The organism is Streptomyces sp. NPDC002176 (assembly GCF_044903645.1).
Lineage (GTDB): Bacteria > Actinomycetota > Actinomycetes > Streptomycetales > Streptomycetaceae > Streptomyces.
Map to the genome: position 1 here is coordinate 488,845 of NZ_JBJDQW010000002.1, position 25,196 is coordinate 514,040.

At 69.9% G+C, this 25,196-nt stretch carries 23 protein-coding genes and 1 riboswitch; of the genes, 13 read left to right on the plus strand and 10 right to left on the minus strand.

Features of this window, described 5'->3' with window-relative positions:
- Window positions 1-22: 22 nt before the first annotated feature.
- The 3 genes from ACI2LY_RS10415 to ACI2LY_RS10425 all read left to right on the plus strand — a co-directional run bounded on the left by ACI2LY_RS10415 (window position 23) and on the right by ACI2LY_RS10425 (window position 2,093).
- Window positions 23-283, plus strand: a complete 261-nt coding sequence (locus ACI2LY_RS10415) for a UBP-type zinc finger domain-containing protein (RefSeq protein WP_388995616.1) — start codon at window positions 23-25, stop codon at window positions 281-283.
- A gap of 278 nt (window positions 284-561) precedes the next feature.
- Window positions 562-978, plus strand: a complete 417-nt coding sequence (locus ACI2LY_RS10420; protein ID WP_018544439.1) for an anti-sigma regulatory factor — start codon at window positions 562-564, stop codon at window positions 976-978.
- A 17-nt stretch (window positions 979-995) separates the two neighbouring features.
- Complete coding sequence (locus ACI2LY_RS10425) at window positions 996-2,093, plus strand: RNA polymerase sigma factor SigF (protein WP_404706812.1); 1,098 nt, start codon at window positions 996-998, stop codon at window positions 2,091-2,093.
- A gap of 23 nt (window positions 2,094-2,116) precedes the next feature.
- Here ACI2LY_RS10425 and ACI2LY_RS10430 read toward each other — a convergent pair whose 3' ends face one another.
- Window positions 2,117-2,566 carry a hypothetical protein gene (locus tag ACI2LY_RS10430; RefSeq protein ID WP_404706813.1) on the minus strand — a complete coding sequence of 150 codons (450 nt, stop codon included), beginning with the start codon at window positions 2,564-2,566 and terminating at the stop codon, window positions 2,117-2,119.
- Window positions 2,567-2,690: 124 nt separating this feature from the next.
- Between ACI2LY_RS10430 and ACI2LY_RS10435 the strand changes: the two genes are divergently transcribed.
- Window positions 2,691-3,659, plus strand: coding sequence for a diacylglycerol/lipid kinase family protein (locus tag ACI2LY_RS10435; protein WP_404706814.1), 969 nt, complete (start codon window positions 2,691-2,693; stop codon window positions 3,657-3,659).
- 319 nt (window positions 3,660-3,978) lie between these two features.
- Window positions 3,979-4,236 (plus strand): WhiB family transcriptional regulator, encoded by a 258-nt coding sequence (locus ACI2LY_RS10440; protein WP_016639615.1) that lies wholly within the window; start codon window positions 3,979-3,981, stop codon window positions 4,234-4,236.
- Between the two features lie 235 nt (window positions 4,237-4,471).
- Here the strand turns inward: ACI2LY_RS10440 and ACI2LY_RS10445 are convergent, their stop codons facing one another.
- Window positions 4,472-5,947, minus strand: a complete 1,476-nt coding sequence (locus tag ACI2LY_RS10445) for a sensor histidine kinase (RefSeq protein ID WP_393606325.1) — start codon at window positions 5,945-5,947, stop codon at window positions 4,472-4,474.
- Between the two features lie 487 nt (window positions 5,948-6,434).
- On the opposite strand from ACI2LY_RS10445, the gene nagB reads away from it, so the two are divergent.
- Window positions 6,435-7,220, plus strand: a complete 786-nt coding sequence (nagB, locus tag ACI2LY_RS10450) for a glucosamine-6-phosphate deaminase (RefSeq protein ID WP_404706815.1) — start codon at window positions 6,435-6,437, stop codon at window positions 7,218-7,220.
- Between the two features lie 47 nt (window positions 7,221-7,267).
- Here nagB and ACI2LY_RS10455 read toward each other — a convergent pair whose 3' ends face one another.
- The 4 genes from ACI2LY_RS10455 to ACI2LY_RS10470 form a co-directional block, all read right to left on the minus strand.
- Window positions 7,268-8,749, minus strand: a complete 1,482-nt coding sequence (locus tag ACI2LY_RS10455; RefSeq protein WP_404706816.1) for a glycoside hydrolase family 3 protein — start codon at window positions 8,747-8,749, stop codon at window positions 7,268-7,270.
- A 9-nt stretch (window positions 8,750-8,758) separates the two neighbouring features.
- A complete protein-coding gene (locus ACI2LY_RS10460) occupies window positions 8,759-9,601 on the minus strand; it encodes a carbohydrate ABC transporter permease (protein ID WP_350898975.1) in 843 nt (280 codons plus the stop codon).
- Complete coding sequence (locus tag ACI2LY_RS10465; protein WP_404706817.1) at window positions 9,598-10,587, minus strand: carbohydrate ABC transporter permease; 990 nt, start codon at window positions 10,585-10,587, stop codon at window positions 9,598-9,600. Before ACI2LY_RS10465 ends, ACI2LY_RS10460 begins: the two co-directional genes overlap by 4 nt.
- A gap of 85 nt (window positions 10,588-10,672) precedes the next feature.
- A complete protein-coding gene (locus tag ACI2LY_RS10470; protein WP_404706818.1) occupies window positions 10,673-11,941 on the minus strand; it encodes an extracellular solute-binding protein in 1,269 nt (422 codons plus the stop codon).
- Window positions 11,942-12,348: 407 nt separating this feature from the next.
- Here ACI2LY_RS10470 and ACI2LY_RS10475 point away from each other — a divergent pair, with 407 nt between their 5' ends.
- From ACI2LY_RS10475 to ACI2LY_RS10505, 7 genes are all read left to right on the plus strand, one after another.
- Entirely contained in the window at window positions 12,349-13,113 is a 765-nt protein-coding gene (locus ACI2LY_RS10475) for a GntR family transcriptional regulator (RefSeq protein ID WP_404706819.1), read from the plus strand.
- Window positions 13,114-13,259: 146 nt separating this feature from the next.
- Window positions 13,260-13,523, plus strand: coding sequence for a DUF3311 domain-containing protein (locus ACI2LY_RS10480; RefSeq protein ID WP_404706820.1), 264 nt, complete (start codon window positions 13,260-13,262; stop codon window positions 13,521-13,523).
- Complete coding sequence (gene mctP / locus ACI2LY_RS10485) at window positions 13,520-15,130, plus strand: monocarboxylate uptake permease MctP (protein ID WP_388995650.1); 1,611 nt, start codon at window positions 13,520-13,522, stop codon at window positions 15,128-15,130. The genes ACI2LY_RS10480 and mctP overlap by 4 nt, the downstream gene beginning before the upstream one ends.
- A gap of 78 nt (window positions 15,131-15,208) precedes the next feature.
- Window positions 15,209-15,715: a GNAT family N-acetyltransferase gene (locus ACI2LY_RS10490; protein WP_404706821.1), complete on the plus strand. Its 507-nt coding sequence runs from the start codon at window positions 15,209-15,211 to the stop codon at window positions 15,713-15,715.
- Window positions 15,716-15,755: 40 nt separating this feature from the next.
- Window positions 15,756-15,905: riboswitch (cobalamin riboswitch) on the plus strand.
- A 126-nt stretch (window positions 15,906-16,031) separates the two neighbouring features.
- Window positions 16,032-18,416: a ribonucleoside-diphosphate reductase subunit alpha gene (locus ACI2LY_RS10495; protein ID WP_404706822.1), complete on the plus strand. Its 2,385-nt coding sequence runs from the start codon at window positions 16,032-16,034 to the stop codon at window positions 18,414-18,416.
- The gene (locus ACI2LY_RS10500; RefSeq protein WP_388995656.1) at window positions 18,416-19,423 is read left to right on the plus strand and encodes a ribonucleotide-diphosphate reductase subunit beta; all 1,008 of its coding nucleotides are present in this window, start codon (window positions 18,416-18,418) and stop codon (window positions 19,421-19,423) included. Before ACI2LY_RS10495 ends, ACI2LY_RS10500 begins: the two co-directional genes overlap by 1 nt.
- Before the next feature lie 262 nt (window positions 19,424-19,685).
- Entirely contained in the window at window positions 19,686-20,648 is a 963-nt protein-coding gene (locus ACI2LY_RS10505; protein WP_388995659.1) for a GlxA family transcriptional regulator, read from the plus strand.
- Between the two features lie 28 nt (window positions 20,649-20,676).
- Here ACI2LY_RS10505 and ACI2LY_RS10510 read toward each other — a convergent pair whose 3' ends face one another.
- The 4 genes from ACI2LY_RS10510 to ACI2LY_RS10525 all read right to left on the minus strand — a co-directional run bounded on the left by ACI2LY_RS10510 (window position 20,677) and on the right by ACI2LY_RS10525 (window position 25,139).
- On the minus strand, window positions 20,677-22,047 hold the full coding sequence (locus tag ACI2LY_RS10510) for a cytochrome P450 (RefSeq protein WP_404706823.1): 1,371 nt from the start codon (window positions 22,045-22,047) through the stop codon (window positions 20,677-20,679).
- A complete protein-coding gene (gene cyc1 / locus ACI2LY_RS10515; RefSeq protein ID WP_404706824.1) occupies window positions 22,044-23,126 on the minus strand; it encodes an epi-isozizaene synthase in 1,083 nt (360 codons plus the stop codon). The genes ACI2LY_RS10510 and cyc1 overlap by 4 nt, the downstream gene beginning before the upstream one ends.
- Window positions 23,127-23,381: 255 nt before the next feature.
- A complete protein-coding gene (gene def / locus ACI2LY_RS10520) occupies window positions 23,382-24,032 on the minus strand; it encodes a peptide deformylase (RefSeq protein ID WP_404706825.1) in 651 nt (216 codons plus the stop codon).
- Window positions 24,033-24,158: 126 nt separating this feature from the next.
- A complete protein-coding gene (locus tag ACI2LY_RS10525; protein WP_031181132.1) occupies window positions 24,159-25,139 on the minus strand; it encodes a hypothetical protein in 981 nt (326 codons plus the stop codon).
- Window positions 25,140-25,196 lie beyond the last annotated feature (57 nt).

Here is a 25,196-nt window from a genome sequence, read left to right on the forward strand (position 1 = left end):
CTCCCGACGTAATCTGGCAATCATGAAACAGTGCACGCACCTCGACGCGCTGCCGCTCCCGGAACCCGGCCCGCTGAGCGAGACGTGCCTGGAGTGTCTCGCGGACGGTACGGACCCGGTACAGCTGCGGCTCTGCCTCACCTGCGGCCATGTCGCGTGCTGCGACTCCTCGCCGAACCGGCACGCGACGAAGCACCACACGGACTCGGGTCACCCGGTGATGCGGACGTTCGAACCCGGAGACGACTGGCGATGGTGTTTCGTGGACCACGTACTCGTGTGAGAGTGGACGGCACAGCGGCGGGCGGCGCGGCCCCGATTCCGGTGGTTCGACCGCCCGATGCCTGGGTACGTCAACCCGGCGCGCGCTCTTCCCATTTGAATCCGCCCCACCCCCTAGACACGGAGCGTATACGGAGCTTTACTGTGAGTAACGCCAGGGGGTCGGGGGCGCGGGGACAGGAACGTTCCGAGCGCGATAGCGTCACCGCGGAACCACATACGCGTTACGCCGGGGGCGACCCCCGGCCCCGTGAAGCTTGTACCACCATGGAGGTGAGGGTGTCCCAGATCGCAGGCGAGCCCACGGCGAACCAGGACTTCGTGGAAGTCCGGCTTCCGGCCGCGGGTGCCTACCTGTCGGTGCTGCGGACGGCCACGGCCGGTCTGGCGGCCCGCTTGGACTTCACCTTGGACGAGATCGAGGATCTGCGCATCGCGGTCGACGAAGCCTGCGCGATCCTGCTCCAGCAGGCCGTGCCGGGCTCCGTGCTCAGCTGCGTCTTCCGGCTCGTCGACGACTCGCTGGAGGTCACGGTGTCGGCTCCGACCACCGACGGCCACGCCCCGTCGCGCGACACGTTCGCCTGGACCGTGCTGTCGGCCCTGGCGGGCAAGGTGTCGTCCGCCGTAGACGAGGACCGGACCGTGTCGATCAGCCTCTACAAACAGCGCGGCGCGGGCCCCGGCCCGGCGTGAGGAACGGGGACGGTCCGGTGCGGGACGAAGAGCGCGGCGCGCGAGAACTGCCGACCGGGAAGGCCGAGAGCCTGCGGGCGGCCCCCCAGGACGGCTCCCGGCACATGGCCGACGGCCTGGACGGCATCGACGGTATCCCCGAGCAGGCCAGACCCCACCCGGAGGACGACTCCGCACCGGGCGGCGGCGAGGGTGCCGTACGGAGCGTGCCCCAGGGGGAGCGCGGCGGGGACGCGACCGCCGACCGCGCGGGGGCGAGGGCTCGGGGAAGGGCTACGGGCGGGACGATGAGCGAGCACGAGCGATACGCCGAGGGCACCGCGCCGGGCGCGGAGGCCGTGCGGGCGGCACAGCACGACCCTCATGACCGCAGCGGGGCGCGGGCGCTCTTCGTGGAGCTGCGCGGCCTGAAGGACGGCAGCCCGGAGTACGCGGAGCTGCGCAACCGGCTGGTCCGCATGCATCTGCCGCTCGTCGAGCACCTGGCGCGCCGCTTCCGCAACCGCGGCGAGCCGCTGGACGACCTCACCCAGGTCGCCACGATCGGGCTGATCAAGTCCGTGGACCGGTTCGACCCGGAGCGGGGCGTGGAGTTCTCCACGTACGCCACTCCCACGGTCGTCGGCGAGATCAAGCGGCACTTCCGGGACAAGGGCTGGGCGGTCCGGGTGCCGCGTCGGCTCCAGGAGCTGCGGCTCTCGCTGACCACGGCGACGGCCGAGCTGTCCCAGCTGCACGGCCGCTCCCCCACGGTGCACGAGCTGGCGGAGAAGCTGGCCATCTCCGAGGAGGAGGTGCTGGAGGGGCTGGAGTCGGCGAACGCGTACTCCACGCTGTCGCTGGACGTCCCCGACACCGACGACGAGTCCCCGGCGGTCGCCGACACCCTCGGCTCGGAGGACGAGGCACTGGAGGGGGTGGAGTACCGGGAGTCGCTCAAGCCGCTGCTGGAGGATCTCCCGCCGCGCGAGAAGCGCATCCTGCTGCTGCGGTTCTTCGGGAACATGACCCAGTCGCAGATCGCGCAGGAGGTCGGCATCTCACAGATGCACGTCTCCCGGCTGCTGGCCCGCACGCTGGCCCAGCTGCGGGAGAAGCTCCTGGTGGAGGAGTAGGACCGCCCTCGCCCGAGCGGGCGTTATTCGGCGCGGCCCGGCCCGGTGATCCCGAGGGCGCGGGTCGTGGCCGGGTTGACCAGCAGGACCAGCGCGGCGACCGAGACGACCGCGAGGGCGATGCCCGCCCCGATGGCGATGCTGTCGGCCTGGAGCAGGTTGTAGGCGACCGGCAGGGCGAGGATCTGGGTGATCACGGCGGGGCCCCGGCTCCAGCGGCGTGTCAGCCACAGCCCGCGCGCGGCGAGCAGCGGCAGCAGCGCGAGCACCAGCAGGGTGATCCCACCGGTGACGGCCTGCTGCCGGTCGTCACCGGCGCCGGTGAGACCGAGCGCGAGAACGTACCCGCCCGCCACGACGAGGGCGATCCCCTCCAGTGCGGCCAGGGCGGCGGCGTACACGAGGCGGCGCGGGCGCTCACCGGCCGCGGCGGTGCCGATGGTCTCCGGGGCGGGGGTCTGCTCACTGCTCACCCGAGAAGGGTAGCCCCGCGCCCGGCACGGCCCGGAGGGTGCGTGGCGAGGCTCACGCCGTCCGCGCCCATCGATCTCCGGCTCTCCCTGGGCCGGATACCCCCCAGTAGGTACGCTGCCATGCATGCGTGCACTTCTCGTGGTCAATCCGGCGGCAACCACCACAAGCGCCCGCAGACGCGACGTACTGATCCACGCGCTCGCCAGCGAGATGAAGCTGGAGGTCGTCCACACCGAGTACCGCGGTCACGCGCGCGATCTGGGGCGGTCGGCTGCGGAGAGTGACGACGTCGACATGGTGGTGGCCCTGGGCGGCGACGGCACCGTGAACGAGGTGGTCAACGGCCTGCTGTACGCCGGCCCCGACCCGGAGCGGCTGCCCGGTCTCGCGGTGGTCCCCGGCGGTTCGACCAATGTCTTCGCCCGTGCGCTGGGTCTGCCCAACGATCCCGTCGAGGCCACCGGCGCCCTGCTGGACGCGCTGCGCGAGCGCCGGGAACGTGTGGTCGGCCTCGGTCTGACCTCGGGGACACCGGGTACGGCGGACGAGGCGGTGCCGGAGCGCTGGTTCACTTTCAACGCCGGACTTGGCTTCGACGCCGGAGTTGTGGGCAGGGTCGAAAGGGAACGGGAGCGCGGCAAGAAGTCGACGCACGCGCTCTATGTCCGCCAAGTAGCAAGGCAGTTCATGGGTGAACCGAATCGCAGACACGGCACGATCACCCTGGAACGACCCGGTTCGGAACCGGTGACCGATCTCGCCGTCGCCATAGTCTCGAACACGTCGCCCTGGACGTATCTCGGCAATCGCCCGATGTACACGTCGCCTAAGGCGTCGTTCGATAAAGGCATCGACGTGCTCGGTCTGAAGCGGCTCTCCACGGCCGCGGTTGCCCGGTATGCGACCCAGTTGCTCACTTCGTCCCCCGAGCGTGGACCCCATGGGAAACACGCGATTTCGCTGCACGACCTGGACCGGTTCACCTTGCATTCGAAGGTCCCTCTGCCCCTTCAGATGGACGGTGACCACCTGGGGCTGCGGACGAGCGTGACGTTCACAGGCGTTCGCCGTGCACTGCGTGTGATTGTGTGAGCGGAACGGGCCAAAGTCCTTTCACTCGAACGTTTAGGCCACTGTCCACCCCATGGAAGTACGGCTGTGACCTAGTCGACACCGAGGAATCAAAAAAAATCTTCCGGAAGGGGTTGTATCCGTCGCCGAGGTTTGCGAGTCTCTACATGGCGATCGGGACGGCCCGCAACACCGGCTTCCATTGATCGCCAGAACCCTCTTCAAAACACAGGTCCACGCCGGGGAGACCCGGTGATCGGCCCTTCACTTGTTGAGGGACTCGTGAAAGCGTTCACATTCACAAGCAATCTGCATGTAATACCAAGGAGAGGTAGCAGCCATGGACTGGCGTCACAACGCCGTTTGCCGCGAGGAAGACCCCGAGCTGTTCTTCCCCATCGGCAACACCGGTCCCGCGCTGCTGCAGATCGAGGAAGCCAAGGCCGTCTGCCGTCGCTGCCCCGTCATGGAGCAGTGCCTGCAGTGGGCGCTCGAGTCCGGTCAGGACTCCGGCGTCTGGGGTGGTCTGAGCGAGGACGAGCGTCGCGCGATGAAGCGCCGCGCCGCCCGCAACCGTGCTCGCCAGGCTTCTGCCTGACGAGTCACCCCTGCTGACAGCCTGAGCTTGGCGGCGCGTGGGCCCGGATTCACGGGCACCACGCTTCTCCCGCCCCCGAGCCGCAGCGCGCAGTACCCCCGATGCTTTCCCCAGGTCCCGGCCCCGCCGGACCCGGGGGGCTCCGCCTCAGCGGAGCAGCTCAGCAACGAGCACCAGCCTCGGACCATTCACTGGTCCGGGGCTTTTCGCTTTCCCGCGCCGACCTTCCAGAGGCTCACTTCTGCGGGCGCACCGGGATGTCGAAGATGACCTGGGTGCCGCGCTCCGGCGCCGGGACCATGTCGAAGGTGCCGCCCAGCTCGCCCTCGACGAGGGTGCGGACGATCTGGAGGCCGAGGTTGCCCGCGGTGTGCGGGTCGAAGCCCTCGGGCAGACCGACCCCGTCGTCCTGCACGGTGACGAGCAGACGGCCCTCCTTGGTGGTGCCGCCCCGGACCGCCGAGACCTCGACCGTGCCGGTGTCGCCCTCGCGGAAGCCGTGTTCCAGGGCGTTCTGCAGCACTTCGGTCAGCACCATCGACAGCGGAGTGGCGACCTCGGCGTCCAGCCAGCCGAAGCGACCGGTGCGGCGGCCCGTCACCTTGCCCGGCGAGATCTCCGCGACCATCGCCAGCACGCGGTCGGCGATGTCGTCGAACTCCACCCGCTCGTCCAGGTTCTGAGACAGCGTCTCGTGCACGATGGCGATCGAGCCGACCCGGCGCACCGCCTCCTCCAGCGCTTCCCGGCCGCGCTCGGAGTCGATGCGGCGGGCCTGGAGCCTGAGCAGGGCGGCCACGGTCTGGAGGTTGTTCTTCACCCGGTGGTGGATCTCCCGGATGGTGGCGTCCTTGGTGATCAACTCGCGTTCGCGGCGCCGGAGTTCGGTGACGTCCCGGCAGAGCACCAGGGAACCGATGCGGGTGCCCTTGGGCTTGAGCGGGATGGACCGGAACTGGATGACCCCGTCGTTGGCCTCGATCTCGAACTCGCGGGGCGCGTAACCGCTGGCCGCCTTGGCGAGCGCCTCGTCCACCGGGCCACGGGTCGGGGCGAGTTCGGCGGTGGTGCGGCCCAGGTGCTGGCCGACCAGGTCGGACGCGAGGCCGAGCCGGTGGTAGGCGGAGAGCGCGTTCGGGGAGGCGTACTGGACGATGCCGTCGGCGTCCACCCGGATCAGGCCGTCGCCCGCGCGCGGGGAGGCGTCCATGTCGACCTGCTGGTCGGGGAAGGGGAAGGAACCGGCCGCGATCATCTGCGCGAGGTCCGAGGCGCTCTGCAGATAGGTGAGTTCCAGCCGGCTCGGGGTGCGCACGGTCAGCAGGTTGGTGTTGCGGGCGATCACCCCGAGGACGCGGCCCTCACGCCGTACCGGGATGGACTCGACCCGTACGGGGACCTCTTCGCGCCATTCCGGGTCGCCCTCGCGCACGATCCGGCCCTCGTCCAGCGCCGCGTCCAGCATGGGGCGGCGCCCGCGCGGGACCAGGTGGCCGACCATGTCGTCCTGGTAGGAGGTCGGGCCGGTGTTCGGGCGCATCTGGGCGACCGAGACGTACCGGGTGCCGTCGCTGGTGGGGACCCACAGGACGAGGTCGGCGAAGGAGAGGTCGGAGAGCAGCTGCCACTCCGAGACCAGCAGATGGAGCCACTCGAGGTCGGTGTCCCCGAGGGCGGTGTGCTGGCGGACGAGTTCGTTCATGGAGGGCACGCTGCGAGCGTACCGGGGGCGCGTCACCGGCCGAAAAGACACCCGCGGGCCGCGGCGCCTGAGAGGGACCCTCAGCCCTCCCCGCGCCGCAGCCCGGAGCATCATCGGCCGTGGGGTGTGCGGTCCCGGTCGGCCGAAGGCCGAGGAGCCGGAGCAGTCAGGGCAGAGAGCGCCGGTTCCTCGATCCGCCTTCCTGTGCGGGGAAGGCGGAGGCTTTTCAGCTTGTCGTCCTGCGTGTGTCTCCCTCGCATTCTGGACTAGACCACGAGGGCGTGTCCATGGTCGGAGAGGACCCGGACTCGGCGAGCGGCGAGGCCGCACCGTAAAGGCAGCCTAGTCGGGCCCAGGTGGCCGTGGGGCACCGTCGGCCTGGCGATTTCCGCCCCCGTACGGCCGGGGCCGCTCTGCTAGATTGGTCTAAACCACATACCGACGCTCCCCCGGTCCCCCGCGACCGTCGGCCCTCTTCCAGATCGGCAGGCCCAGCGTGGAAGTTGTCATCGTCCCGGACGCCGCGGCGGGCGGCGAGCTGGTCGCCGAGGCCATGGCCCGGCTGCTGCGACGCAAGCCCGACGCCCTGCTCGGGGTGGCCACCGGCTCCACCCCGCTGCCCGTCTACCAGGCCCTGGCGGCCCAGGTGCGCTCCGGCGCCGCGGACACCGGCCGGGCCAGGATCGCCCAGCTCGACGAGTACGTGGGGCTTCCCGCCGACCACCCCGAGTCCTACCGCTCGGTGCTGCGCCGCGAGGTGCTGGAGCCGCTCGGCATCGGCATGGACGCGTTCATGGGCCCGGACGGCACGGCCGCCGACGTCCAGGCGGCGTGCGCGGAGTACGACCGGGCGCTCGCCGCGGCCGGGGGCGTGGACCTCCAGCTCCTCGGCATCGGCACCGACGGGCACATCGGCTTCAACGAGCCGTGCTCCTCGCTCGCCTCGCGGACCCGGATCAAGACGCTGACCGAGCAGACCCGGATCGACAACGCCCGTTTCTTCGACGGCGACATCGAGCAGGTCCCGCACCACGTCATCACCCAGGGCATCGGCACCATCCTGGAGGCCCGGCACCTGGTGCTGCTCGCCACCGGCGAGGGCAAGGCGGACGCGCTCGCGGCGACGGTCGAGGGCCCGGTGGCGGCCATCTGCCCCGCCTCCGCCCTCCAGCTGCACCCGCACGCCACGGTGGTCGCCGACGAGGCCGCCGCCTCCAAGCTCAAGCTGGCGGACTACTTCCGCCACACCTACGCCCACAAGCCGGAGTGGCAGGGCCTGTAGAAACGCCTCGGTCCCCGTGGGCGCGCCACGGGGACCGGGTGCCGGGCTCACACTCCCGCGACGACCTCCGCCGCCGCCCGGCCGCAGACACGGGCCGCGCCGTGGGTGGCGAGGTGGAGCCGCCCGCGCGGCGGGGCCTGCGGGACGCCCATCTCGACGACCACCGTGTCCGGGCGGGCCTCGAGGAGCGTGCTCAGGGCCTTCGCCATCCAGGGGTGCCGGTGTTCGTCCCGGACCACCGCCACCACCCGGCGCTCCCCCGCCGCCGCGAGGGCGTCGGACCCGGCCGAGTCGCCGGTGAAGCTTCCGGTGCGCGTGCCCGGCAGCAGCGCGGACAGCTCGGCGGCCACGCCCCAGGGGGTCTCGTCGCCGACCGCGATGTTGGCGACCGGGGTGAAGGCGGCGACGTAGGGCGCCTCGGTGAGCGGGGTGAAGGACTCGCCGCCGGTCACCGTCAGGGCCCGGCGGGCGGCGCGCAGTCCGGCCTCGGGGTCGGGGGCGGTGTCCCCGGTGGTCCCGTTCGCCGTCCAGGCGGCGAGTTCGCGTACCCGGCGGGCGGCGTCCGCGAGGCGTTCCTCGGGCAGTTCGCCAGAGCGCACGGCGGCCACCAGGGCGTCGCGCAGCCGTCGTACCGTCTCGTCGTCGGCGAGGCCGCCGCCCACGCAGATCGCGTCGGCACCGGCCGCGACGGCGAGGACGCTGCCGTGCTCGATGCCGTAGGTGCCGGAGACGGCGCGCATCTCCATGCCGTCGGTGACGATGAGGCCCTGGTAGCCGAGTTCGCCGCGCAGCAGGTCGGTGAGGACCGGCCGGGAGAGGGTCGCGGGGCGGTCCGGGTCCAGGGCGGGGACCAGGATGTGGGCGCTCATCACCGCGCGGGTGCCCGCGGCGAGGGCGGCCCGGAAGGGCGCGAGTTCACGGGCGTGCAGCACGTCGGCGGGTACGTCGATGCGGGGCAGCGCGTGGTGGGAGTCGACAGCGGTGTCGCCGTGGCCGGGGAAGTGCTTGGTGCAGGCCGCGACCCCGGCGGACTGCAGGCCCGTGACATAGGCGGCGGTGTGCCGGGCGACCAGGGCGGTGTCGGCGCCGAAGGAGCGCACCCCGATGACCGGGTTGTCGGGGTTGGAGTTGACGTCGGCGGAGGGCGCCCAGTTGAGGTGGACGCCGCAGGCGGCGAGGCGGCGGCCGAGTTCGCGGGCGACCGCGTGGGTCAGCTCCAGGTCGTCCACCGCGCCGAGGGCGTGGTTGCCGGGGAAGGAGGAGCCGGTACGGGCCTCCAGGCGGGTGACGTCGCCGCCCTCCTCGTCTATGGCCACCAGCACATCGGGGCGTTCGGCGCGCAACTGGGCGGTGAGCGCGGACAGTTGTTCCGGCGAGACGATGTTGCGGCCGAACAGGCCGACCGAGGCGAGGCCCTCGCCGAGGCGGCGCAGCAGCCAGTCGGGGGCGGTGGTGCCGGTGAAGCCGGGCTGGAGGACGGTGAGCGCGTCGCGCGTCAGGGTGTCCGTACCGCGGGCGATTGTCGTCATCGGGTGGCGTTATCCCTTCACGGCGCCCGCGGTCAGCCCCGCGGCCATCTTGCGCTGGACGAGGAGGAACAGCACGACGATCGGCACGGCCATCATGGTGGCTCCGGCCATCATCGGGGCGTATTCGGTGCCGTGCTTGGTGGTGAAGTTGCCGAGCCAGACGGTGGCCGTCTGGTTCTCCTGGCTGAGCAGCATGAGGGCGTAGAGGTACTCGTTCCACGCCTGGATGAAGCCGTAGACGGAGGTGGCGACCATGCCGGGGGCGAGCAGCGGGAAGACCACGCGGACGAAGGCGCCGGTGCGGGAGCAGCCGTCGACCATGGCCGCCTCCTCCAGTTCGCGCGGGATGTTGACGATGAAGCCGCGCAGGGTCCACACCGTGAACGGCAGGATGAAGGTCAGATAGGTGATGATCAGGCCGGTGAGCTTGTCGTACTGATGCAGGTCGTTCAGCAGCAGGAAGACCGGGATGATCATGGCGACGAGCGGGACCATCTGCACCGCGAGGATGCCGACGATCACGATCTTCCGGCCCCGGAAGGCGAACCGGGAGATGGCGAGCGCGGCCAGCATGCCGACGACGACGCCGATGAGGACGACGGACAGCGAGACGACCAGGCTGCGGCCGACCGGCCCCCAGAAGTCGGCGATGTCGAAGGCCCGGCTGAAGTTGTCCAGGGTGAACCCGGTGGGCAGCAGGCTCGGGTCGGGGTCGATGGCGTCCTTGGCCGGTTTGATCGCGGTGTCGAGCATCCAGTAGACGGGGAAGCCCGCGGTGGCGAAGACGAGGAGGCCGAGGATGTTCCAGCCGGCCTTGGAGGTCCGGCGGGCGGGGGAAGCCGTGCTGGTCACTCGACCTCTCCGATCTTGAGCATCTGGCGCATGTAGACGGCGACGACGCCGAGCAGCAGCACCACGGTGATGAGGGCGATGGCGGAGCCCTGGGCGTAGTCGTTGACCACGAAGGCGCGGTCGTAGGAGTAGGTGGTCAGCAGCTGGAACTGGGCCTCGGGGTGGCCGTTGCGCATCACGAAGACCTGCGGGAAGACGCCCATGTCCCAGATGACGGAGAGGGTCGTCAGCATGACGACCACCGGCTTGAGCACCGGCAGGGTGACGAACCGGAAGACACCCCAGGAGCCCGCGCCGTCCAGCCGGGCGGCCTCCTCCAGCTCGGCGGGGACCTGGGTGAGTCCGGCGCTGAGGGTGATGACCACGAAGGGCACCGCGCCCCAGACCACCAGCAGCATGATCACCGCGAGGCCCTCGGGACCGCTGGCGAACCAGTTGTGGCCGATCAGGTCGACGCCGGGCAGCTTGCTGATGAGCGCGTTGAGGATGCCGTAGTCGGCGTCGAAGAGCCACTTGAAGACGGTGGTGGCGACGATGACGGGCATGCCCCAGCTGGCCACCAGCGCGACGTTGATCAGGGTCTTCACCCAGCCGGAGACCCGCTGGAGCAGCAGGGCGATCAGCATGCCGAGGACCATCGTGAGGATGACGGCGCCCGCGGTGAAGACGATGGTGCGCAGCACGACCTGCCAGAAGTCGCCGTCGCCGAGCACCTTGGTGAAGTTGCCGAAGCCGACCGACTCGGGCTCCTGGAAGCCCCAGAGCTGGGACTGGCCGAACTTCTGGAACGACAGGGTGACCAGCCGGACCAGGGGGTAGCCCATGACACCGGCGAGGATCAGCAGACAGGGCGCGAGGAGCAGCCAGGGGGTGGAGGCGCCGCCCTTGGCGGAGGCCGGGCGGCGGGGCCGGGGCGGCGGGCCGGGCGGGGGTGCCTGCCGCGGCGGCGGCACCTTTGCAGGCGTGGTCGTGTCTGCGGCACTCATCGCGCTCCTCGGCGATCCCTGAAGTCCTGTGCAGGCGGTACGGCGGTCGCCGCGCGGGCCCGAAGGCCCGCGCGGCGCACCCGGGTCACTTGGTGTTGATGACCTTGTCGATCGCGGCGTCCGCCTCCTTGGCGGCGTCCTGGACCGACTTCTTGCCGGTGCCGATCTGCTGGAGCATGGTCTGCAGGACCTGCGCCTTCTCCACCTGGCCCCAGCCGGGCGCCATCGGCACGAACCAGTTGGACTCGGCCGCGGTGGCCGGCACGACGGTCGCCGGGTCGTTCTTCAGGGTGGCGAGGTCGGTCTTGTTGTTGGGCAGGTTGCCCTTGGCCATCAGGCCCTTCTGGCCCGCAGGACCGGTGAAGGCGTTGATCCACTCGGCGGCGACGTCCTGGTTGTGCGACTTCACCGGGACGGCGAGGTCGGAACCGCCCAGGAACACCGGCATGTTCTTGCCGGACGGACCGGGCATCACGAAGTTCTCGAGGTTGTCCTTGAGCTTGCCGGTCTTGTCGTTCTTCGGGTCGGCGGAGGTCGCGCCCTCCCAGGCCGCCGCGAAGATCATGGCGGACTTGCCCTGGCCGTAGACGAGGTAACGGTCGGACTCATCCTTGGTCTTGTCGCCGTGCATGTACGTGTCGACGACCTGCTTGAAGGCGGTGAGGCCCTTGACGGACTCCGGGGAGGACAGGTTCGCCTTCCACTGGCCGCCGTCCTCCTTGGCGATGGAGCCGCCCGCGTCGTAGACGAAGGACATGGCCGCGTACCAGTCACGGGTGGGCTGGTACCAGGCGTTGAACTTGTCCCCCTCCTTCTTCTGGATCTTGTCCAGGGCGGAGGTCAGCTCGGCGTAGGTCTTCGGCGGGGTCTTGACGCCCACCGAAGCGGCCACGTCCTTGCGCCAGTTGGCGACGCGGCCACCGGCGTAGTACGGCACACCGTAGGTCTTGCCGTCGTAGGTGACCGAGGTCTTCAGACCGTCGAGCCAGGCGTCGGAGGCGGCGAACTTGGCCGGGTCGACCGGGGCGAAGGCGCCCTTGACCATGTAGCCGAGCATCTCGCTGTTGCCCATCTCGACCACGTCGGGGGCCTTGTCGGTGGCGAGGACGGCGTCCAGCTTGGCGTTCTTGTCCGGCCAGCCGTAGTACTCGTGCTTGATCGTGAGGTCCGGGTGCTTCTTCATCACGGCGGAGTCGGCGGCCTGGACCAGGTCCGGCCAGTTGTTCTGCGCGTCGACGGTGAGCCAGACGGTCAGCTGGTCGCTGTCGCCCCCCTTGCTGTCGTCGCTGCCGCACGCGGCGACGGAGACGATCATGCCCGCGACACCGATCGCGGCTATCAGTCTGCGCTTCACGCCATCCTCCTCAGGGATGCCCACAACCCCCCTGCCTCCCCGCGGTGTCACACTTGCGCGTCGTACCGCCCTCGGAGCCGGGACTGGACCAATGGTGTAGACCAGCACCGGGAGCTTGGCCCAGACCAAAAGGGCTGTCAAGGGTGTTCAGGTGGGGTCCGGGCGTCCGTGACGCGACCGAGATATGCAGGGACCTTTCATTGCGCAACCGACAGATCGGACGGACCAGTTCCGGTGGACCACCGGCCCACTCCGCACCGGTGGACTAGACCAACCGGGGGTGCGGCGGTATACAGGGAGATCACGGAGCGTGCGGGTGAACCGGCCGCGCGCGGCCGTGCCACGATGTGAGCCGTGACCGATGGCGATGTCGGTCGCCATCGGCATCCGGAGCCGGGAAGGCAGCGATGAGCACCGACGTCAGCAGGGCGGAGAACGAGGCCGGCGCGACCGTCCGTGCCGCGCGCGTGCCCAAGTACTACCGTCTGAAGAAGCACCTCCAGGAGATGACGGAGACGCTTCCGCCGGGCACGCCGGTCCCGCCCGAGCGCACGCTGGCCGCGGAGTTCGACACCTCCCGCACCACCGTCCGCCAGGCGCTCCAGGAGCTGGTGGTCGAGGGGCGGCTCGAACGCATCCAGGGCAAGGGCACCTTCGTCGCCAAGCCCAAGGTCGCCCAGGCGCTGCAACTCACCTCCTACACCGAGGACATGCGCGCCCAGGGCCTCGAACCCACCTCGCAGCTGCTGGACATCGGCTACATCGCAGCCGACGACCGCCTCGCCGGACTGCTGGACATAAGCGCCGGGGGCCGGGTGCTGCGCATCGAGCGGCTGCGCATGGCCAACGCCGAGCCGATGGCCATAGAGACCACCCACCTCTCCGCCAAGCGCTTCCCCGCGCTGCGCCGTTCGCTGGTGAAGTACACCTCGCTCTACACCGCGCTCGCCGAGGTCTACGACGTCCACCTGGCCGAGGCCGAGGAGACCATCGAGACCTCGCTCGCCACCCCGCGCGAGGCGAGCCTGCTCGGCACCGACGTGGGGCTGCCGATGCTGCTGCTGTCCCGGCATTCCGTGGACCGCGAGGGCCAGCCGGTGGAGTGGGTGCGCTCGGTGTACCGGGGCGACCGCTACAAGTTCGTGGCGCGGCTCAGGCGTCCACAGGACTGACGGGTTCCGCTTCCCCGCCGCTCTCCTGCGCCCCCACCAGCTCACATCGTCATATCGATACCCGGACGAGGGGTTCCGCTCCGCCGTGCCGTCACCTAGATTGCGTGCGCATTACGCAGTGATCAACGAGGGGACGGAGCCGCAGCATGCCCGAAGATTCCGAAGTGAGGCCACCGGTGGTGACACCGGTCCGCGTGGTCATCGGCCTGTGCCTCGTGGCGCCGTTCGTGGCGATGCTGTGGGTGGGTTCGTTCTCCAAGGTGGACCCGACGCTCATCGGCATCCCGTTCTTCTACTGGTACCAGATGCTGTGGGTGCTGGTGTCCACCTCGCTCACCGTGACCGCCTATCAGCTGTGGCAGCGTGACCAGCGCTCCCGCAAGGCCCGGAGCGGGGGTGTCTCCAAGTGAAGGACGGCGTCAACGGCGTGGCGCTCGGCGTCTTCGTCTTCTTCTTCCTGGCCGTCACGGTCCTCGGCTTCCTGGCCTCGCGCTGGCGCAAGGCCGAGAACGAGCACTCGCTGGACGAATGGGGCCTCGGCGGCCGCTCGTTCGGCACCTGGATCACCTGGTTCCTGCTCGGCGGCGACCTGTACACGGCGTACACCTTCGTCGCGGTGCCCGCGGCGATCTACGCGGCCGGAGCGGCCGGGTTCTTCGCCGTGCCGTACACGATCCTGGTGTACCCGCTGATCTTCACGTTCCTGCCCCGGCTGTGGTCGGTCTCGCACCGGCACGGCTATGTCACCACCTCCGACTTCGTGCGCGGCCGGTTCGGCTCCAAGGGGCTGTCGCTGGCGGTGGCGGTCACCGGCATCCTGGCGACCATGCCGTACATCGCGCTCCAGCTCGTCGGCATCCAGGCGGTGCTGGACGTGATGGGCGTGGGCGGCGGTGAGGACACCAACTGGTTCGTGAAGGACCTGCCGCTGCTGATCGCGTTCGGTGTGCTGGCGGCCTACACCTACTCCTCGGGTCTGCGCGCCCCGGCGATGATCGCGTTCGTGAAGGACACGCTGATCTACATCGTCATCGCGGTGGCGATCATCTACATCCCGATCAAGCTGGGCGGCTTCGACGAGATCTTCGCCAAGGCGGGCGAGAAGTACGCGGCGGCCGGTGCGGGCGGCATCGTCCCGGCCCCGGCGGGCCAGTGGACCTACGCCACGCTGGCGTTGGGCTCGGCGCTCGCGCTGTTCATGTACCCGCACTCGATCACCGCGACCCTCTCCTCCAAGAGCCGCGACGTGATCCGGCGCAACACCACGATCCTGCCGCTGTACTCCCTGATGCTCGGCCTGCTGGCCCTGCTGGGCTTCATGGCGATCGCGGCCGGGGTGAAGGTCACCAACGGCCAGCTGGCGATCCCGCAGCTGTTCGAGAACATGTTCCCGGACTGGTTCGCGGGCGTGGCCTTCGCGGCGATCGGCATCGGCGCGCTGGTCCCGGCGGCGATCATGTCGATCGCGGCCGCGAACCTGTTCACCCGCAACATCTACAAGGACTTCATCAAGCCCGACGCGACGCCCGAGCAGGAGACCAAGGTCTCCAAGCTGGTCTCGCTGCTGGTGAAGGTGGGCGCGCTGGTCTTCGTCCTCACCATGGACAAGACGGTGGCGATCAACTTCCAGCTGCTCGGCGGCATCTGGATTCTCCAGACCTTCCCGGCCCTGGTCGGCGGCCTGTTCACCCGCTGGTTCCACCGCTGGGCGCTGCTGGCGGGCTGGGCGGTCGGCATGCTCTACGGCACCCTCGCCGCCTACGGGGTCGCCTCGCCGACGCAGAAGCACTTCGGCGGCTCGGCCAAGGAGATCCCCGGCATCGGTGAGATCGGCTACATCGGCCTCACGGCGTTCGTGCTGAACGTCGTGGTGACGGTGATCGGCACCTTCGTCCTGAAGGCCGTGAAGGCCCCCGACGGCATCGACGAGACCAGGCCCGAGGACTACACGGCCGACGCGGGCGACCCCGGCGTCGAGGTCGAGCTGCCCCCGGCGACGGCGGGCAGCACCCACTAGGGGAACCCGCCCCACCCCGGCCACGGGCCGCCGTGAAGCGAGAGCGACGGCGGCCCGTCGTCGTACAGACTCCCGGGCATGGACCTTCGCATCAGACCCGCCGAGCCCGCCGAGTACACCGCCCTGGGCGAGATCACCGCCCAGGCGTATCTGCAGGACGGGCTGCTGGACTTCGGTGAGAGCGACGCGTACCTCGGCGAGCTGCGGGACGTGGCCGGGCGGGCGGCCGCCGCGGAGATCCTGGTGGCCGAGCGCGGGGGCGTGCTGCTCGGCGGGGTCACCTTCGTCCCCGCGGGCGGACCCATGGCCGACATCGCCGGTCCGGGCGAGGCCGAGATCCGGATGCTGGCGGTCGCACGCGCCGGCCGGGGCCAGGGAGCCGGGGAGGCGCTCGTACGGGCCTGCGTGGACCGGGCACGGGCCGTCGAGGGCTGCCGGAGCCTCGTCCTGTCCACCCAGCCGACGATGCACGCCGCCCACCGCATCTACGAACACCTCGGTTTCCACCGCACCCCACACCGCGACTGGAACCCCTTGCCGGACCTGCTGGACCTCGCCCTGCTCACCTACGAGTTGACCCTTTGAAGCCACCGGAACACACAACAGACACAACATCTGGGGGTGACGCGACAGCCCGGCACTAGATGTATGCTCGTGCTCGCTGTCGTCGCAGGGGAATCCGGTGCGAATCCGGAACTGTCCCGCAACGGTGTACTTGCGTGCTTCGTGCACGCCAGCGTCAGTCCGAGGACCTGTCGACAGCGGCGCGCCCGGCCGTCCGGCCCGGGTGCTCGAAGACGTCCGGGCCTCGTGGAGTGGGCCGGTGGACGCGACGCCGTGCGCGCTCGTGCCTCCTCATACCCTCCGCCAGGTCCCCGTGCCCAGCGAGGGAGAGCCCCACGTGACCATCGCGCCTGCCGACCCGGCTTCAGCCACCCCGGCGACGAAGGCCCCTGTGGAGAACGACGGTCCCGGGGCCGCGCTGCTGCGGACCCTGACCGAGCTGACCGCCGACCTCCCCGACGCGGACCCCGGCCGGGTCGCGGCCGCCGCGCTGCGCGGCCGGTCGGCGCGTGCCGACGAGGCGGAACTGCGCGAGCTGGCCACCGAGTCCGCCGCCGGTCTGATCTCGGAGGACCCCGCCTACTCCCGGCTGGCCGCCCGGCTGCTCACCCTCTCCATCCGCGCCGAGGCCGCCTCGCAGGGCGTGACGTGCTTCACCGAGTCGGTGACCGTGGGCCACCGCGAGGGCCTGGTCGCCGACCGCACCGCCGACTTCGTGGCGCTGCACGCCGCCCGCCTCGACGCCCTGATCGACACCGGCGCCGACGACCGGTTCGGCTACTTCGGCCTGCGCACCCTGCACAGCCGCTATCTGCTGCGCCACCCCCTCACCCGCAAGGTGATCGAGACGCCCCAGCACTTCATGCTGCGCGTGGCGAGCGGCCTGGCGGAGAACGACAGCGCCCCGGCCGTGGACGAGGTCGCCGCGCTGTACGGCCTGATGAGCCGCCTGGACTACCTGCCGTCCTCCCCCACCCTGTTCAACTCCGGTACGCGGCACCCCCAGATGTCGTCCTGCTACCTGCTGGACTCCCCGCTGGACGAGCTGGACTCGATCTACGACCGCTACCACCAGGTCGCCCGCCTCTCCAAGCACGCCGGTGGCATCGGCCTGTCCTACTCCCGCATCCGCAGCCGGGGTTCGCTGATCCGGGGCACCAACGGGCACTCCAACGGCATCGTGCCGTTCCTGAAGACGCTGGACGCCTCGGTGGCCGCGGTGAACCAGGGCGGGCGGCGCAAGGGCGCGGCCGCGGTGTACCTGGAGACCTGGCACTCCGACATCGAGGAGTTCCTGGAGCTGCGCGACAACACCGGTGAGGACGCGCGCCGTACGCACAACCTGAACCTCGCGCACTGGATTCCGGACGAGTTCATGCGCCGGGTCAACGCCGACGAGCCCTGGTCGCTGTTCTCCCCGGCCGACGTGCCCGAGCTGGTCGACCTGTGGGGCCCGGAGTTCGACGCGGCCTACCGCAAGGCCGAGGAGTCGGGCCTGGCGAAGAAGTCCATGCCCGCCCGCGAGCTGTACGGCCGCATGATGCGCACCCTCGCGCAGACCGGCAACGGCTGGATGACCTTCAAGGACGCCGCCAACCGCACCGCCAACCAGACGGCGCTGCCCGGCAACGTGGTCCACTCCTCCAACCTGTGCACGGAGATCCTCGAGGTCACCGACGACGGGGAGACCGCGGTCTGCAACCTCGGCTCGGTGAACCTGGGAGCCTTCGTGGTGGACGGGGACATCGACTGGGAGCGGCTGGACGAGACCGTCCGCACCGCCGTGACCTTCCTCGACCGGGTCGTGGACATCAACTTCTACCCGACCGAGCAGGCGGGCCGCTCCAACGCCAAGTGGCGCCCGGTGGGCCTCGGCGCGATGGGTCTGCAGGACGTCTTCTTCAAGCTGCGCGTCCCCTTCGACTCCCCCGAGGCGAAGGCGCTGTCCACCCGGATCGCCGAGCGCATCATGCTGGCCTCCTACGAGGCGTCGGCCGACCTCGCCGAGCGCAACGGCCCCCTCCCCGCCTGGGAGCAGACCCGTACCGCCCAGGGCGTGCTGCACCCCGACCACTACGGCGTCGAGCTGACCTGGCCCGAGCGCTGGGCCGCGCTGCGCGCCCGGATCGCCGAGGTCGGCATGCGCAACTCGCTGCTGCTGGCGATCGCGCCGACGGCCACCATCGCGTCCATCGCGGGTGTGTACGAGTGCATCGAGCCGCAGGTGTCCAACCTGTTCAAGCGCGAGACGCTGTCGGGTGAGTTCCTCCAGGTCAACGCTTATCTGGTGCAGGAGCTGAAGGACCTCGGCGTGTGGGACGCCCGGACCCGTGAGGAGCTGCGCGAGGCCAACGGCTCGGTGCAGGGCTTCGCGTGGATTCCGGAGGACGTGCGGAAGCTGTACCGCACGGCGTGGGAGATCCCGCAGCGCGGTCTGATCGACATGGCCGCCGCCCGTACCCCGTTCCTCGACCAGGCGCAGTCGCTGAACCTGTTCCTGGAGACGCCGACCATCGGCAAGCTCTCCTCGATGTACTCCTACGCCTGGAAGTCGGGTCTGAAGACCACGTACTACCTGCGTTCGCGCCCGGCGACCCGGATCGCCCGTGCCGCCGGTGGCCGCGCCCCGGAGGCCAAGACCATCCCCGTCCAGCAGGCGGCCGACCCGGATGCCGTCGCCTGCTCCCTGGAAAACCCCGAGTCCTGCGAGGCCTGCCAGTAATGACCGACAAGAACCTTCTGGACCCCGGCTTCGAGCTGACCCTGCGTCCGATGCGCTACCCGGACTTCTACGAGCGCTACCGGGACGCGATCAAGAACACCTGGACCGTCGAGGAGGTCGACCTCCACTCGGACGTCGCCGACCTGGCGAAGCTCTCCCCCGAGGAGCAGCACCTGATCGGCCGCCTGGTGGCGTTCTTCGCCACGGGTGACTCGATCGTGGCGAACAACCTGGTGCTGACGCTGTACAAGCACATCAACTCCCCCGAGGCGCGGCTCTACCTGAGCCGTCAGCTCTTCGAGGAGGCCGTGCACGTCCAGTTCTATCTGACGCTGCTCGACACCTACCTGCCCAACCCCGAGGACCGCGCGGACGCGTTCGCGGCGGTGGAGAACATCCCCTCCATCCGGGAGAAGGCCGAGTTCTGCTTCAAGTGGATCGACTCGGTCGACAAGCTGGACCGGCTGGAGACCAAGGCGGACCGCCGCAAGTTCCTGCTGAACCTGATCTGCTTCGCCGCGTGCATCGAGGGGCTGTTCTTCTACGGCGCCTTCGCGTACGTCTACTGGTTCCGCAGCCGGGGTCTGCTGCACGGCCTGGCCACCGGCACCAACTGGGTGTTCCGCGACGAGACGATGCACATGTCGTTCGCCTTCGACGTGGTCGACACCGTCCGCAAGGAGGAGCCGGAGCTGTTCGACGACCAGCTGGAGCAGCAGGTCACGGACATGATCCGGGAGGCCGTCGCGGCCGAGCTGCAGTTCGGCCGCGACCTGTGCGGTGAGGGCCTGCCCGGCATGAACACCGAGTCGATGCGGCAGTACCTGGAGTGCGTCGCCGACCAGCGCCTCACGCGTCTCGGCTTCGCCCCGGTGTACGGCTCGGAGAACCCGTTCTCCTTCATGGAGCTGCAGGGTGTTCAGGAGCTGACGAACTTCTTCGAGCGCCGTCCGTCGGCGTACCAGGTCGCGGTGGAGGGCACCGTGGACCTCGACGAAGACTTCTGAGCCTTCTGGATCATCGGAACCTCCCTTCCGCGGTCCTTCTGGGCCTGCCCGAGCTGTCGGTCGACGCGCCGGTCGCGCACGATGCCGATCACCGAGGGCAGGACCAGGAGGACCAGGATGCCGAGGGTGGCGACCATTCCGATGAGTCCTTGGATCTCGTTTCCGTTCATGTCATCAGCCTCGCGCTGAACGCTGCTGTCCAACACTGGCAGGACTGCCGCGAGCCCTCGAATTCCTGCCACTGTCGAGGCACACTGGCAGCATGCTGAAGAACGTGGTCGCGGTCCTGCTGGACGGGGTGCACCCCTTCGAGCTGGGGGTGGTGTGCGAGGTGTTCGGCATCGACCGCAGCGAGGACGGACTCCCGGTCTACGACTTCGCGGTGGCCTCCGCCGAGGGCCCCACCCTGAACACCCACTGCGGCTTCACCGTCTCCACCCCGCACGGTCTGGAGCGGCTGGAGGAGGCCGATCTGATCGCCGTCCCGGCCGGGGAGTCCTACCCCTCCCGCGACTATCCCCCCGCGCTGCTGGACGCCCTGCGCCGGGCCGTGGCCCGCGGCGCGCGGGTGCTCAGCGTGTGCACGGGGGTGTTCGTGCTGGCGGAGGCCGGGCTGCTGGACGGACGCCGGTGCGCGGTGCACTGGCACAACGCCGAGGAGCTGCGCAGGCGCCACCCGCGCGTCACCGTCGAGCCGGACGTGCTCTACATCGACGAGGACCCGGTGATCACCTCCGCCGGTACGGCGGCCGGTATCGACGCCTGTCTGCACCTGGTCCGCAAGGAGCAGGGCCCGGAGGTCGCCAACAAGATCGCCCGCCGGATGGTGGTGCCCCCGCACCGGGACGGCGGCCAGGCCCAGTTCATCGAGCGTCCGCTGCCCAAGGGCCCCTGCGACACCGTGGGCGACGTGCTGGTGTGGATGGCGGAGCACCTGGACGAGGAGGTCACCGTCGAGCAGCTCGCCGCCCGCGCCCACATGTCCCCGCGCACCTTCGCCCGCCGCTTCCAGCAGGAGACCGGCACCACCCCGTATCGCTGGATACTGCGCCAACGGGTGCTGCTGGCACAGCGGTTGCTGGAGGGGACGGACGAGACGGTGGACTCGATCGCCTGGCGGGCCGGGTTCGGCAACGCGGCCGCGCTGCGCCACCAGTTCGTGCGGGCGCTGGGCACCACCCCGAACGCCTACCGGCGCGCGTTCCGGGGCCCCGAGGCCGCCTGAACGCACGCCGGTCCGGGCGCGTGACTCCTCACCACTCGACGGGTTCGACCAGCAGCCGGTGCGGGCGCAGGGTGATGCCCACGCGGGTGCTGGCGTCCGAGTCCTCGACCTGACGGAACCGGTACTTCGCCGATATCGCCGCGACGATCAGGCTCAGCTGGGCCATGGAGAAGTGGTCGCTGGGGCACTTGCGGTTGCCGACGCTGAAGGGGCTCATGGCGTACTTCGGCACCTCCTCGGCCCGCTCCGGCAGCCACCGGTCGGGGTCGAAGTCGAGGTGGCGGGCGTAGGAACGCACATCGCGCTGAATCGCGTAGGGGCTGTAGATGATGTCCGCCCCGGCCGGAATGCGATAGTCACCCAGTGCCGTGTCGGTGAGCGCGCGACGCGTCAATATCCATACGGCGGGCCGCAGTCGGAGGGCCTCGACGACGACATTGTTGGTATGGCTGAGCTTGCGTACGTGCTCGAATCCGACCGGCGCACCACCGGTCACCGATTCAACTTCCGCGCGCACCTTCTCGGCGTGCTCGGGATGGTCCGCGAGGATCTCCAGGAGCCACATGATCGTGGAGGCGATTGTCTCGCTTCCGGGGGTGAGTATGGCGACGACCTGGTCGTGGATCTCCTGTTCGCTGATGGGATCGCCATTGTCGTCCTTCGCCTCCAGCAAAGCCGTCAGCAAATCGTCCGGCTTTTGACCGGATGCCCTCCGCTCGGTGACGATCTCGTCCACCAGCAGATGCAGATCGGCCAGTGCCCGGTTGAATGCGCGGTTGGACGGGAACGGCAGCCGGTACAGCGGACCGAGCGGCAGCACCATGCGCCGGTACATGCCCCGGAAGACGGCGCCGAGGTCCTGGCTCAGCCGTTCCGCGCGCTCGTCCATGTACTGGCCGCGCAGCAGGCAGCGGGCCGCGACGCGCACGGCGACCCGGAAGGACTCGGAGGTGGCGTCGATCGGCACGCCGGGCCGCCAGCGCTCGGTGAGGGCGTGCGCCTCCTCCTCCATGATCGGCCCGTAGGCCGGGATCGCGGCGAGCCGGAACGCGGGCTGGATGGTGCGGCGCTGCCGCCGGTGCAGCGGGCCGTTGGCGGTGGCCACGCCCTGCTTGCCGAGCAGCCCCTCCAGCGACTCCCAGACCGGTCCGTCGATCTTGTAGTCGGGGCTCAGCGCGAGTGCGCCGGTGAGCGCCGGCGCGGTGACGGCGTACACCGTCTTGGGGCCGAGCTTGAGGCGCACCACCTCGCCGTGGTCGCGCAGTTGGGACATGAACGCGAGCGGGTCGCGGGCCAGTTTCAGGCCGTGTCCGAACACCGGGACGGCGCCCCCGGCGAGGGGCGGGTCCTTCAGTTCGGCCACTTCCCGCGTCTCGGGATCGATGGCGTCGACGGTCATTTCTCACCTGCCGCTTCGTTGTTGACGTACGGGGGTGTGGACCGGTCCTCCCAGCTGTCGACCATGTAGCGGCCGGACTCGTGGTGGAACCAGTAGACGGTGCTGAACCAGTTCCGCATATTGCCGACGCAGGTCCGCACGGCGGCGCTCAGTTCCTTTCCGCGCACGGTGCCGTCGTCGAGTTCCCCGGCGAACTCCATTGCCTCGCGCTCGGCTTCGGTGAATTCGGCGATACAGTTCTCGATGCGCCGCCGCATTTCCTCGACGGCTTCTTCGAGGGTGAGCCCGGAATGGGTGATGAGACTTATTCCGAGATTGTGCACCTCGTCGCCCGCTATCTCCTTCGGCAGCGAGCACAGGTCGTTGTACCAGGCGGCGAATTCCTGGCTCAGTAGGGCCGCGCGCCGGAAAGCCGGGTTCTTCCGTACCGGGTCCGGGAGTTGGCGTCCGGCACTCGGTTCCAGGAGGTCGGTCCATATCCAGTGCGCGAAGGTGAGCCGCCGGAGCGCGAGATACTCCTCGACGCCGGGCACGCGGCCCGCGACCCGGTTGCCGAACTCGCGGTCGTACGCCTCGATCACCTCGTGGAAGTGCCGGGCGAACCGCTGGTTCCAGGTGGGCGGCAGGAACGCGTAGAGCCGCAGCACGCTGTCCGCGAAAGCGGCGACCAGCGCGTCCGGGTGGTGCAGATGGTCCTCGGGTGCGTCGAGCGCCGTGTGGAGACGCTGCCGCAGCCGCCGCCACTCCTCGGGCCTGCCGTGCACGATGTCACGGTCGTGCCGGTCGTCCCAGACGAAGAACCAGGCGCTGTAGTCGGCTATGGCCTGGAGGACGTCGTCGGGGGCGCCCAGGTAGTACCCGGCCATCAGGTCCGTGTAGCACAGGTCGTCGGCGTACTCGCGGACCTTGTCCGGGGACATGAGCCGTTTTTCCAGCAGCCACCGCCGGGTGTTCTCCTGGAGCTTCGGCCAATACGGGTGCAGCTGCCGGGGAAAGGCGTCCTCGATCACCGGGAGCGCGAGGGACGGTGGTACCGCGACCGCTGTCGCCGATGTGGTGCCGCGTGAGAAAGCATGCACGAACAGTCCCCTCTCGACCGCCAGGAGCACACGCCCCTCCCTGCCGTGCCGGGCGTGCGCCGTTGCGTATCCCCGCACCCCCATTCAGCACTACAACTGACCGTTAGGGGAACGGATTTGCTCCTTTCACTACCCCAAGTCGCCGGGATTCTTTCGGCGAACAGATGAACGAACAGCCACGACGCCCGGCTGGGATGGTCCCCGGCCGGGCGTCGTGGCTGTTCGGTGCGGTGGCGCTGGTTCCGCGCGCTCCCGTCAGTCGTTGGCGACCACGTCGTAGCGTGGTTCGTTCTCGGCCATCTGCCGCAGCGCGCCCTTGCGGTCCCGCTTGGAGAGGCGGTCGATGTACAGGTAGCCGTACAGGTGGTCGGTCTCGTGCTGGAGGCAGCGGGCGAAGTACCCGGTGCCACGCACCTTGATCGGGTTGCCCTTCTCGTCCTGCCCGGTCACCTCGGCGTAATCGGGGCGCGCGAGCGGCGCGTACGCCGTGGGCACGGACAGGCAGCCCTCGTTGCTGTCGTCCAGGCGGCGGGCGGCGGCGGGCAGTTCGACCAGCTTCGGGTTGACGACCACACCGGTGTGGCGCACGCCGTCGTCGTCCGGGCAGTCGTAGACGAAGACCTTCTGGCTCACCCCGATCTGGTTGGCGGCCAGGCCCACGCCCTCGGCGGTGCGCTGGCTGGCGAACATGTCCGCGACCAGCTGCTCCAGCTCGGGGCCGAACTCGGTGACGTCCGCGCACTCCTTGTGCAGCACCGGGTTGCCGACGACCGTGATCGGCCGCGAGGTCCCGCGCTCACGCCAGGCGGCCTCGCGCTCCTCGCACTCCTCCGTGTCGACGACATAGCCCTCGTCGTCGACGGGGAGCACGCCCGCGTGCTGCTGATCGGTGTCCTGCTGAGCCATGACCGAGTGACGCCTTCCTGCACAAAAACTGGGGGTGAATGCTGATACAGGGTACGTGGACGCGCCCGTCAGGGGCGCGGGGAACTGCGCGACCAGCCACGACGGACCGCCACCCGGCAGCGCCGATCAACAAACCTCTTCCAGATCCCGCCAGTCCCGAGAGTCAGGACTGTCGGCAACCCACCCATCCAGCAACCCCCGTACGAGGGAAGGCGGCGCGGCCACGCCACACTCCCGCTCCGGCACCCACAGCTGCCCATCGGTCCGATGCCCCAGCGGGCCGGGATGACCGGGCTCACTGTGATCGTGAGGATCGAGATGCACACCCTCCCCCTCATCGGAAGGCATCCGCGACTCGGAACACATCCGGCACAGCAGCCGCACCGAGGACGACCAGTCCTCCGCCGCGAAACCAGCGTCAGCGGCCAGCTGCTCCAGCGCGTCCCGGTCCGCCTCGGTGGCCGCCTCCAGCAGCACCACCCAGGTCGGCACGGGCGAGGGCGCCCACAGCTCGATCTCGTCGAAGACCGGGTACGAGTGCCCGGTGGAGGTGGTGCGCTCGCCGTGCGGGACGCCGTCGTGCAGCACGACCTCGCCCCAGCGCCGCCCGGAGGACGGCAGCGGGATGGACAGCACCTCGATCCGCGCCGGGTCCAGCCTGCGCCCCCAGACCACCTCGGCCTCGCCCTCGGGGGAGAGCCGTACGGCCGCGCTGCCCAGCTCCATGCCGAGCGGCTCACCGAGCGCGGTGGCGCCGCCGGGCACCTTCAGCCCGTACGCCTGCCAGGCGCGGCGGGCCAGCGGCCAGTCCTGGAGGGCGGTGGCGGCGATGCCGACGTTCCACCAGTCGGGCGCGCCGGTCTCCCGGTCCAGCAGGGCCACCGCGCGCAGTCCGGCGGCGCGGGCCTGTTCCCAGTCGTGCCGGAACTTGTGCAGCAGGGCCAGATTGAACCAGGACTCGGCGAGCCAGGGCTCCAGATCGGCGGCGCGGGTCAGCAGCTCGCCCGCGTCCTCGTACCGGCCGTCGCCGATGAGTGTGAACGCCCGGTCGGTGGCCTGCCGCCAGGAGGCGGAGGGCCGGTTCCGTACCTTGCCGAAGATCCTCACGATTCCCGCCTGCCAGTTCCGTTCCGCTCAGTGGGCTGGCTGTTGCCCCCGGTCTGC

What these genes read in the sequence shown, in the direction of transcription:
- ACI2LY_RS10415 (WP_388995616.1), top strand. Translation starts at nt 23, where the DNA reads ATGAAACAGTGCACGCACCTCGACGCGCTGCCGCTCCCGGAACCCGGC.
- ACI2LY_RS10455 (WP_404706816.1), bottom strand. Translation starts at nt 8,749, where the DNA reads ATGACGACAATCGCCCGCGGTACGGACACCCTGACGCGCGACGCGCTC.
- ACI2LY_RS10480 (WP_404706820.1), top strand. Translation starts at nt 13,260, where the DNA reads ATGCCCGAAGATTCCGAAGTGAGGCCACCGGTGGTGACACCGGTCCGC.
- ACI2LY_RS10490 (WP_404706821.1), top strand. Translation starts at nt 15,209, where the DNA reads ATGGACCTTCGCATCAGACCCGCCGAGCCCGCCGAGTACACCGCCCTG.
- def (WP_404706825.1), bottom strand. Translation starts at nt 24,032, where the DNA reads ATGGCTCAGCAGGACACCGATCAGCAGCACGCGGGCGTGCTCCCCGTC.
- ACI2LY_RS10440 (WP_016639615.1), top strand. Translation starts at nt 3,979, where the DNA reads ATGGACTGGCGTCACAACGCCGTTTGCCGCGAGGAAGACCCCGAGCTG.
- ACI2LY_RS10475 (WP_404706819.1), top strand. Translation starts at nt 12,349, where the DNA reads ATGAGCACCGACGTCAGCAGGGCGGAGAACGAGGCCGGCGCGACCGTC.
- ACI2LY_RS10435 (WP_404706814.1), top strand. Translation starts at nt 2,691, where the DNA reads ATGCGTGCACTTCTCGTGGTCAATCCGGCGGCAACCACCACAAGCGCC.
- ACI2LY_RS10505 (WP_388995659.1), top strand. Translation starts at nt 19,686, where the DNA reads ATGCTGAAGAACGTGGTCGCGGTCCTGCTGGACGGGGTGCACCCCTTC.
- ACI2LY_RS10510 (WP_404706823.1), bottom strand. Translation starts at nt 22,047, where the DNA reads ATGACCGTCGACGCCATCGATCCCGAGACGCGGGAAGTGGCCGAACTG.
- ACI2LY_RS10465 (WP_404706817.1), bottom strand. Translation starts at nt 10,587, where the DNA reads ATGAGTGCCGCAGACACGACCACGCCTGCAAAGGTGCCGCCGCCGCGG.
- ACI2LY_RS10500 (WP_388995656.1), top strand. Translation starts at nt 18,416, where the DNA reads ATGACCGACAAGAACCTTCTGGACCCCGGCTTCGAGCTGACCCTGCGT.